The following is a 14,050-nucleotide window of genomic DNA, read 5'->3' as shown; positions in this document are numbered from 1 at the left end:
ACCAACAATCGCTTACCCAAGAGCGTCCATCTTTTGTCCCTGCTGGTCGAAGGACCAGTACATATCTCCTTGATAGAAACGGCCAGTCATCTCCATAGTCCGTCCCTCGGACTGTATCGTGGCTGTCATCGCATATGACTCCGGAAACCGCGCGACCTGTCCGAACTGTGTCGACCCGTCATTGTTTCCGCTGACCGTCGGTTTATCCGTGGCAGTTGGCTCAGGCGTCGGTTCGGCTCCGCCGCCACTCTCTGTCCCGTCTGACCCACTATTTTGGTCGCTGCTGCAACCGGCGAGTACGGCCAATCCCGAACACGCGGCAGCGAGTAACTGCCGTCTTGATGGTTGTGCATGGAGGCGGATACCCTCAACAGATGAGTATGTCATGTATTTTGATTATCGTTATCATCATGTACGTCCCACTCTGACCACGAATGGATTCATCGTATGGGCTAGGTAGTAGTATCCAGTATAGCTATACCGAATAACTCACCTTGATATCGATTTGTTCGAATCAAGTTAGAGAGGCTCTGGTGAATCGCTGGAAAGCGTCGACTTCGACCGTTAGAACTAGTGGAATGAAGCGGGAAACCGCCGATGGTTCATGTCGAAAATTTCCCGCTTCACGAGCAATGTCGTTCAGTTAGCTAAAAATGCTGTTGGTGAGCGAGGCGAAGTCGCCGCCCCCGAAGGGGGTGGCGGCTTCGCCGAGTATGCGGTGGTGTCGCTGCACTGTCTGCGGGTTTACCTAGGAAAGTCCTACCGAGAAGCACTTGATTTGCTGAGCGAGATGCCACAAATACTTGGGAAGATCGGCCTTGACGCGGCCGATCTCCCCGATCACTCCACGCTAGTCAAGTGGTTTGACAGAATCAAAACCGAACTCTGGCGAGTGCTGCTGCGCCTGTCGGCGCAGCTGCACGAGCCAAGCGATCACGCCGCTATCGATGCGACGTTTTTCGACCGCGAAAACGCTAGCAAACACTACTGTCGGCGGACGAATTACCGGGTTCAGACGCTCAAAGCGACAGCTCTCGTCGACACAGAAAGCCAAGCGATTCTAGACGTTCACTGTACGACTGAGAAACGCCACGACACACAGCTCGGCTGGCAGGTCGCCCGACGCAACGCGGGCGACCTCGCCAGCCTCGCTGCGGACAAAGGCTATGACTGGATGGATTTACGCGAAAAACTCCGCGAAGAGGGCGTAAGACCGTTGATCAAACATCGTGAGTTCCAGCCCATCGATCACGCGCATAACGCGCGGATCGATGGACCTCAATACCGCCAACGAGCGATGTGTGAGACCGTTTTCTCCACGATTAAGCGCACGCTCGGCGACACCGTGCGTGCGCGAACTTGGTACGGCGAATTTCGTGAACTCGTCTTGATGTGTGTCGTTCACAACATCAAGCAGTTTCTGAAACCGTGAAATCAAGCTACGTCTGCTGATTCACCACGGCCGTTAGAGAGATAATTCGAGGGGTAATTGTTATGCCCGAATATTCATACAGATACTATATGTGCGTTCCAGTTATTTGCTAGATAGATGACCGACAACAGCCAGAGCGATGAGGCTGATGGAGATGAGAGACTATTTTCGGCGCCGAGCGGCACCCTAACTGAAGTTCAGTACAACCCAACCAGTGATCAGGAGCTTACTGCAGTCATCGTTGAGGCCATCACCGATCAGACGGGAATAGAGACAGAAACGTACCATGAGTCGCCGTTACACGACTACATTGATGTCGATGCGATTGAGACGCTACTATTCGGTACACAGCCAGACCAGTCAACCGGACCGGCGACCCAGAACATCACCTTTCGGTACCGTAACATTCTGGTGACTGTTCGCGCTGACGGAGTGGTCCAGCTGTCGGGCGCTGGCAGCAGTACACGAACGAACTAAGCGCGGGGGTACAGGACTGTCCATCTGGGCCGGTCGTCTTTTGTGTATGTACTTCGCTGCCCAGACTGTTCACCACCTGCATTGCAGACTTATTCCCACCGGATGGCCCAGACCACGACAGGCTTCAAATGTTCCCAGTGATAAACGAGCGAGTCTCTGACTTTCGAACAAGCAATCAGTTGACGCGGCAAACTAGTATCACCGTCTGTAATCTCAGTTTAGCTTGGGCTGTCCCGGAACGACCAACAGAGAGACAACCACTTCAGAGACAAGATAAACGCAAGTACAATACAGATTCTAACACGGCCCCTGCTTCGGCTTGGGCTTCACTGCTGGCGTCGCACTGGGCATGCCTGTCACTGGAGTGCTCCTGACCACCTGTCGCGATCTCTAACGGACGCAAATCGGCCATTGAGTCATACTTCCACACCGGTCGGCAGTAGACCGGTTGCCAGCCATAACTACAGCCATTATCTGAAAACACGTTCGACAAGCCGTGCCTCCGCCTTTCTGAGATGATTCGATGTGGTACTCGGAGCACAACCGAGTTCCTCAGCAACGTCCTCGACGCTCCCATTTCGCGGGACGTCGTAGTAACCGATTTCCCGTCCTACGGCGAGTGCCTCGCGCTGACGTGCAGTGAGGTCGATGGCGAAGGTTCCGGGCTGGGCATCGTATTCGCCGACTTTCCGGATGGTTACGGTGATTCCATCGGGAAGTGCATCCCGGACTTCTTCGAGAGCGACCGGTTCGCCGACGACATCAAATAGTACGATACCGTGTGGTCGGTACGCCACCGGTGGAACCACCATTAGCGTCGGCTGTTCGAACGCCGCGTAGAATTGCCGTGATTGCTCAGTCTCGCGGCCACGGACGAACGCGTAGAATGCCTCGTCTCGAACCGGTGTGATATCGTAGTTCTCCACGGTATCGACCGCAGAAAGCGCCGATTCGTAGGGTTCGCGGTCGCCAACGATGTAAAATAGCGTATAGGCCATCCCGTCTTCGACGCCGACTTTCCACGTAACGAGCCATTCGTGCTTGATGGCATCGCTGTCGGTCATAAAGCGATGCATCGGACGCTGATGCTCCGGTGCATACTGAATCTCCAAGCGGAGATATCTCATAGGCGGTCTCTGGAAGTGACTACCATATAAAGACACTAGTGTGTTCGACAGTTCGCGTATTCGCTCCCACAATCTATCTGTCTCTGTTCATGAGCAGTGACCGGCGGAATGTGGACGACGCACAGGCTGATAAGCGTCCATGTTGTGGCAGACACACGAACAACCGATTTAATTCTACACTCCGTGAGGTGCTTGGTTCGTCACCATTCATTCTCACGAAATTCGACACGTTCCTGAACTGGGTCCGGGGATCCTCGATGTTCGTGCTGCAGTTCGGTATCGCCTGTTGTACCATTGAGATGATGGGCACGCTCGCCACAAAACACGATCTCGACCGTTTTGCTGCCGGAGTCCCTCGGGCATCACCGCGACAGGCAGATCTGATTATCGTCCCTGGGACCATCGTTTCGAAGTTCGCACCGCGGATGAAGCGCGTGTACGACCAGATGCCAGAGCCGAAATTCGTCGTCTCTATGGGGTCATGTACCATCTCCGGCGGGCCGTTTCAGGACGGATACAACGTCATCAAAGGTGCGGAGCAAATCATTCCGGTCGATATCCACGTGCCGGGCTGTCCGCCCCGGCCCGAGGCGCTCATCTACGGTGTCGCCAAGCTACAGGAGCGAATCGCGGAGGGCGAGTCCTCACCGGTGACGGTCAAGCCATACGAACTGGAGCAGTTCGGCGACCTCGAACGGGACGAACTCGTGGACAAACTCGCCAGCGAAATCGACGAGGAGGACCTCGTCATGCGGTACGACTGGACAAACTCACCTTGATTTGCCGTGCAGTTGTGAGAACGCGGTCTTGACCGAACGATACCAGCCGCGTGACTGTAGTAGGAGCTTCGGCCCGGATACAGTCGTCGCTCTGGCCGGATGTGCCAGAACCCCACTGCGGCATGAGACTCGGTTCAGATGTTACGACACTGCTTCAGTGTGGGTCACTTCGAACGAGGTCGTTTCATTCTCATCGAGGGTGGTATTCTCCGCGCTGAGCAGAGACGTTCCCAGATAACTCCCAAACGTAGGGCACGTACCGTCAGTGTCAGCCCGTCCACGACAGGACATCGGCCTCACTGGGGTTGTTTATGCCTTGCTTGCAGTGCGAGTGACTAATCACACATTGTAGTGGATGTCAACCAACCGGACTCTGTGACGATACCTCGGAACTTCTCTGCCCAAACTATGTATTTGCACCTATTGATTGGAAGTTCACTATTGTACAGCCATGATAAACCAAATACGACAACAATGAAAGTAGTAACAATGGATTCAGGGATGTATAAGAATAATAAATAGGACTAGTGCTATTCTTTCATCTAGAAATAATATCAACAGCTAAAGGCAGCATTTATCTCCCCAAACCGAGCTATATTGGAACTAGATATCCGTAGATACTAAAGAACAATCGAATTCAACTTGTACCTGTTGTCTTTGGCATCAAATCAGTCCGTAGTTATATCAATCACAATTTTCCGATACCAGCGGCCGATGAGGGCCTGTCGGGTTCACTGCTGGCACACCCATAACACATGTACAGCTGTTATTGTATTCTTGTTTCACCCTTTGGGAACAGCTTTTTAACTGATACCCAGTACAATATGTAGTAAATCTTCGTTGCGACTATCAGCTAACTATGGCTGCCAAAACAGATTTTCAATTCTGGATAGGGCAGCGGAGTGGACTCATTTACTCGGGAATACATCTGAAAGAATATACTACGATAGTGCTGTACTCCGCCTTGACTGGAATAACACGTAGCCGTTATCGGTACCTGAACAACTCTCAGGACAGTTAGTCAGCGATGGCATCAGATAACTCGGAGCGATTCAGTTACAGTTCGACGACATCGCCGCTCTCGGCGGCTTTGTGAATCGCTCTGATGATCCGCATATCTTGAAGACCGTAGCGGCCGTCCGGGACAATATTAGCATCAGTCAGAACGCGGTCGGCGAAGTAGTCGAACTCCTCTCGCATTTCGTACTCCGCGTCAAAATTGTCGTGCTCGACAGTTACTGTAGTCTGATTTCGAGACATGTGAAGTTTCGCCTTTCCGTGGAATGCTGGACGGAATTCGATTTGCCCGTCTGTCCCAGTTATTTTCAGTTGTGTATCACTGTGGGCGTTCTGGCTGTCGGTCGTGACCATTTTGACACCGTCTTCCAGCGCAAGCAACGCCCCGGAGCGTTCATCAGGCACGTCTTCGAAGGCGTCTCCATGCGAATCCATCTGTGACTGCACCGCCAGTGGCTCCCGGTCGAGCAGAAACCGAGTCGTGTTAATCGAGTAAATCCCTAAGTCCATTACTGAGGTACCGTAGCCCGAGAGCTCTGGATCGAGTCGCCACTGGTCCGTATTCGGATTCATCTCAAGCAAGGGCTGACTATTGTTGCCGTACACGGATACTGGCTCACCGATGAATCCGTCATCGATGAGCTCTTTTGCACGCCTAACAGCGGGATCAGTCTGCATCCGGTAGGCAATCATCAACGGTACCGCGGCGGCCTCACAGACTTCAACCATTTCCTGCGCCCGTTCGACTGTCGATTCCATCGGTTTCTCGCACAGGATCGCCTTGTCTAACTCCGCGGCTGTCTCGGCATACTCCAGATGCAAGGCGTTCGGTGTCCCGATGTAGATGGCATCGAACGCATCTGCTTTCTCTCCGTCATGGAACTTTTCATAACTGATCCCGTGGTCCACGTCGTTCTCATCGGCGAGACGCTCAGCTTTCTCCGTGGAACTACTGATGAACGTCGTAACTTCACCTAGATCAGAGTCCTGAATCGCGGGGAGTGCAAGGTCAATCGTCCACCAACCGAGGCCTAACAGTGCATATCGGACCGTTCCGTCGGTAGTGGTTTGCCAGTCACGCTCGTTATAGGTATCAATCCAGTCTTTCATACAAAGTTATTTTAAACCTTGGTGCTAAAATCTTCGGATTCTGGACACACAAACACCGTCTCGGTGGTAGTAGCCCATTGAGTCTCACCGCAACTTCTGGTTTTCGACGACGGTGCTTGATGACGTCTGAGGTTTTGTCCTTTCCACGTCCAATTGCTGGTGAGTGGGTCACGTCGCTGGAGTCAGCCACTGTTCTGTGTTGTAATCTAATTATAATTGGCCTTCTTCAGTTAGGTGCTACGCTCTTGGGTAAGCGATTGTTGGTGGCCTCATAGCGCAGTTTCCAAGATGATTTTGAGCGCTTCCTCGCCGGGTTTTCGGCGGACGCGCTGGCGTAGCTGAAGTCCTCTGAGATACGGCGTGAGCTTGTCCTTGGAGACGCCCCGATGGGGCGAGAGCCACCGTCGCGCCAGCGACGCGTGGCTCTCGCAGGTATTCACGTGAACGTCGTCGTCAGCGTATTCACCCTCCCCGTGGACGACGTATTTGCGGTCGAACGCGTCGTCCGAGTCAAGTGGCTCGTAGGCCCGAAAGCCGTCGGTATAGACAGTCAGCGACTCCTGCTGGCGGTCGCCGAGCAGGAGTCGAATCGTCGATTCATCGGCGGCTTTCGCCGGGTGGACATACGTTTCACCAGTGCCACGGTCAGCGAGGATGAACACTGGCGGCTTGTCCTCGTGATATGTTCCACGCCCACGCGTGGACAGGCCACGCGAGCGCGACCGACCGTCGCGCTCGCGGCCTTTCTTCCCGGCGTTCACGTACAGTTCGTCGATTTCTACTGGCCCTTCGAGTTGTGGCCGAGGCGCGTCCAGCGCCCGCAGGAAGCGCTGGACGCGCCGGTAGACCGTCTTGTAGGTGACGGCGAGTTCAGCGTCCAGTTGTCTAATACTCGTATTTAGCCGGATGTAGGTGTAGACGGCGAGATACCACTTCCTGAGCGGTATCGACGAGTACTCGAAGACTGTGCCAGTCTTGTCGTTGAACGTGCGGCCGCAATCCTTACACAGATACCGTTGATAGAGCCGATAGCTGCCGTGCCGAATCAGCGATTCGGTACGGCAGCGCGGGCAATAGACGCCGTCACGCCAGCGAATCTGTGCCAGCAGATTCGCGGCGCGACGCTCCGAGACGAACGTCTTGAGTGGAATCATGCTTTCGTCGGGTGGCGCGTTAGTACCTAGCGTAACTTTTGAAGATAACTGCCGAGATGATTGTCGATCCAAGAGGCCGCGAAACTCAGCTGAGCTGTGAGCTTCTCAAAGAGTTCGGTGAGGAGAGCGCGGTATTCTGCCGCGTTCTCCACAATCAACGGTGACGCTTCCCATTTCAGACTCTTCCAGACCTGCTCGATTGGGTTGAGATCCGGTGAGCCAACGGGGAGAAACACGAGGTCAATCCCGAGTTGATGGGCTCGCTTGCGTGTATACTCGCACACGTGTGAAGAGAAGTTATCCAAAACGAGCAGAATCCGAGCCAGCGGATTCTGCTCGCGGATCCCCTCGAGACACTCGCAAATTCGCTCTTTCTCCTGAGTGGTTGGAAACTGAAGTACACTCTCACCAGAGAGTGCATAGAACCCGACCGCTGGTTCGTCTAACTTCACCAGCGGTCGGGTGATGTGAGGGTCGTCGACGGTGTAGAGTCGCTGTGAGTTGTCCCACGGTTGCGGATGCGATGTGTCGAGGAATCCAAGTACAGTTCCACCGTCCGTACGGATCTCTTCGTCAACGACCCAGCCTTCCTCGTCGTCTCCATCGCGTTTGTTGTGGGGCTCATCAGACCCCTCGTCGAACACGTCGCTGACGCGTTCGTCGAGGATCTCTTCGGCATTCTCTGGCCGTGATGGACGCTTAGTCCGTGGAATTGCGTAGGAGAGGCCGAGCTTTTCGAGGAATGTAGTGAGGTGGGCTGGGTGAAATTCAACGTCGAACTCCTCGTTGATGAGGTGCTGTATCTCCTGTTTCTTCCAGGGTTGGCCCTCACGGAGCAGGTCCAGGAGGCGTTCTCGTTGGGCTGGGCCGAGCTTCGGGGGCCTGCCGCCCCCGAAGTTCGGCATCAAAAGTCCGAGACCACCCTTGTTCCACCGACGAGCCCAGCGTGTTCCTGTTGCGGAGGACCTGCCGACGTCGTCGGCAGCGTCCTCCAGGGTCGCCCCCTTGTACAGCCGCTTAATGAAGATCAGCCGCTCAGTGAGTTTCTCATCCGTAGACTCTGTGAGGAGTCGATCGAGATCGTCCTCACTGAGGTGACGAACGATCTCTTTGCGGCGATCTCCAGACATACTCATACATCATATTCCACCTTCATAACTTCCACTAGCCACTATCGCGCCACCCTTGCCCGCTACGACTTCCAGCTACTGCTGAGAGCTTACCAACAATCCTCTACAGAAGAGCGTAGGTGCTATTATACTCTCTCTGACTATGGAAAAATAGACAGAAATCACTGCTCAAACACCCTCGTTCAGACAGCTAACACAGTCTTATGTTGGTAAGTATATCCTAATAGATATGAAACCGCCAGAACCACTGTCAAGATATCTACTATATGAAGGTATTATATAATTATAACTTAGAATTTGCTATGGGATGACATTTATATAAACTACCTGAAACACTAAGTGGGTTTAAAGCCTCTAAATTGATGCCTCATTCCAACCTTTGAGAATTGCTAGAATGCTCTGGGTTCGTCTTTATCAGCCAATAATGCTGATTGACCAGCCTATCTTCCATTATTTCATTTATTATAACAGCTATGGCTGTCAATTACATATAAATATGTACTCTATATCCGACTGTGGCGCAGCCGTAGTAAGCGTATATTGATGTTTTGGGGAAGTCGTTTGTAAACACATTGGCGCATCTTACAGGGAGTCACAGCGCATGAACAACAATGCAAATCGAACGTTGATTTCGGGAGGAACTGTTGTTACGCCGACCACCGAAATTGAGGATGGGACAGTAGTCTTCTCCGATGGAAAAATCGTCTCAGTGGAAGCCGAATCTCATAATTCTCCAGATATTGATGCGACGGGGAAATATGTCCTTCCCGGATTGGTTGATCTCCACGGTGATGATATCGAACAGCACCTTTTTCCGAGAGCTGGTGAGCGCGTGGATACGACTGTCGGTCTGGATCGGTGTGATATTGCAAATGCCAGCGCGGGAGTTACGACAAAGTATCATGCCATTGCATTTGAAGACGTTCCAGATGATAACCGGAGCATCGAATTAGCCCGTCGCTTGGCTGAGCATATCCGAGATTTTAACCGTGAAACCGGCGGTAGGGTCGACAACAGGCTCCATCTGCGGTGTGAACTCACCAACGAAACGGCCGTCGACGCCGTCTCGCAAGAAATTCAATCGGGAGGAGATCTCGTTTCCCTTGTTTCACACATTCCCGGAACAGGCCAGTACGCTGGCGAAAACACACTTGCACAACGCTATAATCTCCCGGATGAGACCTCAGAAACAAGCCTTCAGACTCTCGAAAAATGCCGCACTGGTGTCTCTGAAGCAGAGATAATCTCACGTGCCCGAAAGATCACAGAGCTGGCGAGCAATAGAAATATCCCAGTCGCCTCACACGACGATGAAAGCGTCTCGAGTGTAGACAACGCCGCTGCTATCGGAGTGGATATCAGTGAATATCCGCTCTCCCACTGTGTTGCACAGCGTGCAACCGAGCTAAACTTGGCCGTTGTGATGGGCGCACCGAATGTGGTTCGTGGTGGGAGCCTGTGGGACGGGCTCGACGCTTCTCAGGCAATCAGAGACGGTGTTGTCGACATCCTCTGTAGCGACTTTCGTCCGCAATCACTGCTTAGCTCTGTTTTCATCGAAAACGGTGATTCTCTCACAGACCGGGTGTTACGTGTGTCTACTGCACCAGCTGCTGCTGCCGGCCTGTACGACCGTGGCCGATTGGAGTGCGGGGCAAGGGCCGATCTTATTATTGTTGACCCAGACCCGGTTCCATCGATAGCACGAACATTTGTTGCCGGCGACGAAGTCTATCGCTCCGCATAGCCTACTCGTGACGTCTACCGAGTAAAACTGCACGCGAACCAAACCGTTCTTATCGGACTACTCGCTGTCTGCCTTTTCGCGTTCAACTGACCAGTGATACACCGAACATGCCCCTGCAACACCTACTACCAGAGAAAACAGACCTAAAACCGTGCTTCCGGAAAGAGAGAAGGCGACAGAGGCGGCTAGGACCATCGCACCCAGCACCGAGACAGCCGCGTAATACTGATACCACTGTTCTCCTTCCTCCTCTTCAGAGCGGTCAAGGTACTCTTCAAAGTCGTTGGCCTTCTCGGTAAGGGTGATATGCCCTCTGTCTTGGTTAAAATCGATGACACCGATGTCGTCCATCTTCGGGAGATGGCATTGGTACAATCCTACGTACACGCGCTTGCGCTCACTTGATGTCAACGCATCAGTTGTGGTTTCGTTCTCGATGGCTGCGACGTGTTCTGCGAGTTCTCCAAGAGAGACCTGTTCGTCTCGTTCTCGAAGAAAGTGGAGGACCTCTCTCCGACGGCTGTTTTTCAGTATTTCAAAAATAACATCTAGAGATGCACCAGATTCGTCCTGCTCCTGCGGCGCCGTCTGGTCGGTACTGCTTTCCTTTCCTTTTGGCACCGGGACAGATTCGTCGCTTAGTTCATTATTCGGTTCTGCTTTCGTTTGTGCGGTGTCTTTGACTCCCATATTTACCCACTTCCTGTGTGCTGCGACATCGTCCACCCGTCTGGAATCGCGCTCACACAGCCCCCCGGCTGTATCGACGGAGCGTTACGCTGTCAGCCAGCATTTCAAATCAACATCACCTTGCCACTTAATACTTTGTTATGTGACTGGTTAGATAATTTTTCTTTGATTACCGCAGGGGTAGTGAGTAGTTGTTTGGGTATTCCGGGAGTAACAGCGTTCTTCGACTCGATATCTGATGATCCATACTGAAAGCCTGCCTCAGTGTGTACTGAGATGCGAAAAATACGTGGAATACCTGCCATAATCGCCTAGACACTCTAATATTGCGGGTAAACGCAACTGAAATCCTCGAAATTGTACCGGATAAATTGTAGCGTATATCCACCGTTTCTGTGAGCTGTTCCAGTAACGTAATCTTATGAGTTGCAATTGAACGGCCATCTGTATCGAAGAGATGCACCCGTACGGGCGAAGGTCCCGAATACATTCTCTTCTGGGTTGTCGTCAGGAATTGGAGCCTTACGGACTTCGCAGTCTTTGTTGTTGACCGGTTGCTGTCTAATGGCTGAGCACGTAGATGAAATACGCGTTTTTGTGAACAGAGTGGAAGAGGGATATTACTCACCACATACTCAGTATATCAACCAAAATCGTGTATGGCTACGAAGCGAGAGCAAAAGACACGAGCGAAACAATTAACCATAGGCACATGGAATATCACTGTACACGAGTCTGTGTCCAAAGAAGGTAGCTGGTACACTCGTGCATACGAATAGATACGATGGCAGACTTTGATCAGTGGGACGAAGTGAGCTACGTAATCAGTTCACGGTATCGAGTCGAGACTCTCCGTCGGTTGTCAGAAGGCCCTGCGACACCGTCGTTAATCGCGGACGACAGGGAAATGAGCATTGCTCATGTTTCACGCGCCCTGCAGGAGCTCCGTGAATCGGAACTCGTTGACCTATTAGTTTCGGAAGATCGGAAGAAAGGCCGCGTGTACGACATCACCGAGAAGGGTGTCAATATTTGGGAAACAATCGAGCGGAAGAACATGGCGTAACTGTCGCGACTCGGCCTCGGGCTGACAGGATCGCACAACTGCGTCGACTTAGAACCATCTCTATCTCCCGTTTCGATTCGAATTGAATTTATAAACCGATATGAGTATTTCGCGTAGACGTTACTCCGTCACACTAACTCTATGATTCTCTCACAATACGGTGTGCTCTCCATAGATTCGGTAACCCCAGTCGTTTAATCGAGACGTCAACGAACGGTATCGGCTTACTACGACTATGGCTGGAAGTTCCCATCCTGACGGATGTGTCCGGTGGTAAACGAACGCTACCCCTCCCGAGACATCCCCCTGAAGAAAGCTATTCTTAGAGATTGAACGCAAAGAGTGTCTACTGGCGGGTATAGCGGCCGTAACAATAATGATTTGTAACCTACCTGCGTACGCATGTTGTCCATAGGCTACGGAAAATTATTGATCGGGTGCGCCGCTGGACTGTTACTCCTTGGAGGCGCTACGCTGGGGCTTGGAATCGGTGGCTTCGCTGATGTGCCGGCGGATTCTGGGGCCACTGTGGGCGAGGATGAAATGGAGATCCGCACTGTGCAGGCACCAACCGAAATTCGGCCAGATGAACCGTTGCGTGTGCAACTTCGAATCATAAACGTGGGATCGGAAACGACAACGCAACAAGTAGCACTACGATTGAACGGGGACGGAGACCAACAGCCACCTGAAACGGTAGCAACAAAACAAGTCGAGGTTTCGGCTGCAGAACCGACGGACGTGACGTTTGCTGTCGAGTCCGGTCAACTCGGCTCCGGGGAATACACGTACGCCGTTACCGTCGGTGAATCATCGTCCCCGAAATCAACCGGGAGCGTGGCTGTCCTCACCCCGCCTACGTTCGTACTCGCCGACACCACCGAAAACGCTACCATAGTCCGTGGAACGAACGCCTCTATCCGAGCAAATCTGACCAACGTCGGTGCATATCGCGGCGTCCAGACAGTGCGAATCGCTATCGATGCGAACCAAAACGGCCAGTACTCCGACGCTGAATTGCTGAACGAGAACGTCCACTCGCTTGCGGCCGGCCAGAGCAAGATGAGCACTGCTACGGTCCATACCGCTGATCTGGCACCCGGACGATACCAATACAAAGTCCACACCGGTAACACAACAACGACCGGGGTACTCCGTGTCCAGCAACCGGCGACGTTCCGGGTGCAGAATACGACCGTACCGGTCAACGTAACGAAAGGAGACACTGCTAATGTCTCAGCAATCGTCGAGAACGTTGGTGACGTGGACGGGACCGACACTGTCAGACTCCGCAGTGAGTCCATGAACACCACCTATTCGCGCTCTGTTTCACTTGCTGCCAACGAAACGAGAACGGTGTCCATTGGAGTGAATACGACGAGTTTGAGCCGCGGGACACACAACTATTCACTTGGAACTGCTAACGACACAGATACCGTCTCGATGACGGTACAGGACAGTCATTTCGACGTGTCAAATCTGGCGGGACCGAATGTCCTGTATGTCGGCGATACGGCTGTGTTTTCCGCCGATGTGACGAACACGGGTGAGATAACGGGATCCCAATCGATCCAGCACCGCATCGACAGCGATGACGATGATCGACCGGAGGCCTACGGAGTCGACAGAAACGTGACGCTTGCACCCGGCGAATCGACTCGTGTTCGGTTCGAAATCGAATACACGGTAACTGACTCGACGGACTACCCTGTGGAACCACTGAGCCTGCAGACGTACGTCTACGGCATTTATTCAGGAGACGCGCGTGCGTCAACAGCCATGTCGGTCAAGCCGTCATGGGCAAAAGACGGCGAGTCCAGCGGTTCCAGCGGAAGTACCAGTGTCTCTGATGGAGACCGCGCTTCTCTCGATGAAATAACCCAGGACAAGTACGGACTCTACTATGATGAGGTGAGCGGTGAAACGAAGCGCCAGATCGAGGAGATTCACGAACGTCAGCCGTTTGCCGAGGGCCTTGCGGCTACAGAGGTTCGGACGCGTGAGGAGATCGCTCGGCAGGAGTACGGTGCCGATGTGAAACCTGGCGATAATTTCAATTTCACTGGGTTAGATATTGAAACTCAACAGAAGGTCGAAGCAGACTTCGATGCACAGTTTCAGACTGAGTCCAGTGACCGAATTGAATCTTGGGACGAGCTAGCAAACGACACGTACGGAAAGTCGTACGAGAAGTTAACCGCCAGTCGCCAGACGGATATCAGGACGACGTATCAGGAGCAATTCGAATAACCACTCCCCCTAACAACAGTAATCGCCGGACGCAGGCACGTTTCGGAATCGGCCTAACGAGATATTTATCG

Annotated in this window: 12 protein-coding genes; 6 read left to right on the top strand and 6 right to left on the bottom strand. The window is 52.8% G+C overall.

All coding sequences use genetic code 11. From position 1 onward, the window contains the following. Positions 1-12: 12 nt before the first annotated feature. Complete coding sequence (locus Har1129_RS19250) at positions 13-387, bottom strand: hypothetical protein (protein ID WP_151102433.1); 375 nt, start codon at positions 385-387, stop codon at positions 13-15. A gap of 217 nt (positions 388-604) precedes the next feature. On the opposite strand from Har1129_RS19250, the gene Har1129_RS19245 reads away from it, so the two are divergent. Beyond that, complete coding sequence (locus Har1129_RS19245; RefSeq protein ID WP_151102432.1) at positions 605-1,432, top strand: IS5 family transposase; 828 nt, start codon at positions 605-607, stop codon at positions 1,430-1,432. 117 nt (positions 1,433-1,549) lie between these two features. Beyond that, positions 1,550-1,909: a HalOD1 output domain-containing protein gene (locus Har1129_RS19240; protein ID WP_151102431.1), complete on the top strand. Its 360-nt coding sequence runs from the start codon at positions 1,550-1,552 to the stop codon at positions 1,907-1,909. 470 nt (positions 1,910-2,379) lie between these two features. Here the strand turns inward: Har1129_RS19240 and Har1129_RS19235 are convergent, their stop codons facing one another. Next, on the bottom strand, positions 2,380-2,973 hold the full coding sequence (locus Har1129_RS19235; protein WP_151102609.1) for a helix-turn-helix domain-containing protein: 594 nt from the start codon (positions 2,971-2,973) through the stop codon (positions 2,380-2,382). Between the two features lie 152 nt (positions 2,974-3,125). Here Har1129_RS19235 and Har1129_RS19230 point away from each other — a divergent pair, with 152 nt between their 5' ends. Next, entirely contained in the window at positions 3,126-3,815 is a 690-nt protein-coding gene (locus Har1129_RS19230; RefSeq protein ID WP_151102430.1) for an NADH-quinone oxidoreductase subunit B, read from the top strand. 1,056 nt (positions 3,816-4,871) lie between these two features. Here the strand turns inward: Har1129_RS19230 and gfo6 are convergent. From gfo6 to Har1129_RS19215, 3 genes are all read right to left on the bottom strand, one after another. Further along, positions 4,872-5,942 (bottom strand): D-xylose 1-dehydrogenase Gfo6, encoded by a 1,071-nt coding sequence (gfo6, locus tag Har1129_RS19225; RefSeq protein ID WP_151102429.1) that lies wholly within the window; start codon positions 5,940-5,942, stop codon positions 4,872-4,874. A 269-nt stretch (positions 5,943-6,211) separates the two neighbouring features. Further along, positions 6,212-7,096 (bottom strand): IS1595 family transposase, encoded by an 885-nt coding sequence (locus tag Har1129_RS19220; RefSeq protein WP_151102428.1) that lies wholly within the window; start codon positions 7,094-7,096, stop codon positions 6,212-6,214. A gap of 26 nt (positions 7,097-7,122) precedes the next feature. Next, entirely contained in the window at positions 7,123-8,226 is a 1,104-nt protein-coding gene (locus Har1129_RS19215; protein WP_151100351.1) for an IS630 family transposase, read from the bottom strand. Positions 8,227-8,827: 601 nt separating this feature from the next. On the opposite strand from Har1129_RS19215, the gene Har1129_RS19210 reads away from it, so the two are divergent. After that, the gene (locus Har1129_RS19210) at positions 8,828-9,973 is read left to right on the top strand and encodes an alpha-D-ribose 1-methylphosphonate 5-triphosphate diphosphatase (protein WP_151102427.1); all 1,146 of its coding nucleotides are present in this window, start codon (positions 8,828-8,830) and stop codon (positions 9,971-9,973) included. A gap of 57 nt (positions 9,974-10,030) precedes the next feature. Here the strand turns inward: Har1129_RS19210 and Har1129_RS19205 are convergent, their stop codons facing one another. Then, positions 10,031-10,663, bottom strand: a complete 633-nt coding sequence (locus tag Har1129_RS19205) for a hypothetical protein (RefSeq protein WP_151102426.1) — start codon at positions 10,661-10,663, stop codon at positions 10,031-10,033. Positions 10,664-11,447: 784 nt separating this feature from the next. On the opposite strand from Har1129_RS19205, the gene Har1129_RS19200 reads away from it, so the two are divergent. Both Har1129_RS19200 and Har1129_RS19195 read left to right on the top strand, forming a co-directional pair. Continuing rightward, the gene (locus tag Har1129_RS19200) at positions 11,448-11,729 is read left to right on the top strand and encodes a winged helix-turn-helix domain-containing protein (protein WP_151102425.1); all 282 of its coding nucleotides are present in this window, start codon (positions 11,448-11,450) and stop codon (positions 11,727-11,729) included. Between the two features lie 402 nt (positions 11,730-12,131). Further along, complete coding sequence (locus Har1129_RS19195; protein WP_151102424.1) at positions 12,132-13,979, top strand: hypothetical protein; 1,848 nt, start codon at positions 12,132-12,134, stop codon at positions 13,977-13,979. Positions 13,980-14,050 lie beyond the last annotated feature (71 nt).

The sequence above is a fragment of the Haloarcula sp. CBA1129 genome, from assembly GCF_008729015.1.
Taxonomy (GTDB): Archaea; Halobacteriota; Halobacteria; order Halobacteriales; family Haloarculaceae; genus Haloarcula.
This window is presented reverse-complemented; position numbering and strand designations above follow the sequence as displayed.

Excerpts from the sequence above, each read along its gene's own strand:
- Har1129_RS19240 (WP_151102431.1), top strand. The coding sequence starts at position 1,550 with ATGACCGACAACAGCCAGAGCGATGAGGCTGATGGAGATGAGAGACTA.
- Har1129_RS19205 (WP_151102426.1), bottom strand. The coding sequence starts at position 10,663 with ATGGGAGTCAAAGACACCGCACAAACGAAAGCAGAACCGAATAATGAA.
- Har1129_RS19245 (WP_151102432.1), top strand. The coding sequence starts at position 605 with ATGTCGAAAATTTCCCGCTTCACGAGCAATGTCGTTCAGTTAGCTAAA.
- Har1129_RS19200 (WP_151102425.1), top strand. The coding sequence starts at position 11,448 with ATGGCAGACTTTGATCAGTGGGACGAAGTGAGCTACGTAATCAGTTCA.
- Har1129_RS19220 (WP_151102428.1), bottom strand. The coding sequence starts at position 7,096 with ATGATTCCACTCAAGACGTTCGTCTCGGAGCGTCGCGCCGCGAATCTG.
- gfo6 (WP_151102429.1), bottom strand. The coding sequence starts at position 5,942 with ATGAAAGACTGGATTGATACCTATAACGAGCGTGACTGGCAAACCACT.
- Har1129_RS19230 (WP_151102430.1), top strand. The coding sequence starts at position 3,126 with ATGAGCAGTGACCGGCGGAATGTGGACGACGCACAGGCTGATAAGCGT.
- Har1129_RS19195 (WP_151102424.1), top strand. The coding sequence starts at position 12,132 with ATGTTGTCCATAGGCTACGGAAAATTATTGATCGGGTGCGCCGCTGGA.
- Har1129_RS19235 (WP_151102609.1), bottom strand. The coding sequence starts at position 2,973 with ATGACCGACAGCGATGCCATCAAGCACGAATGGCTCGTTACGTGGAAA.
- Har1129_RS19250 (WP_151102433.1), bottom strand. The coding sequence starts at position 387 with ATGACATACTCATCTGTTGAGGGTATCCGCCTCCATGCACAACCATCA.
- Har1129_RS19210 (WP_151102427.1), top strand. The coding sequence starts at position 8,828 with ATGAACAACAATGCAAATCGAACGTTGATTTCGGGAGGAACTGTTGTT.
- Har1129_RS19215 (WP_151100351.1), bottom strand. The coding sequence starts at position 8,226 with ATGTCTGGAGATCGCCGCAAAGAGATCGTTCGTCACCTCAGTGAGGAC.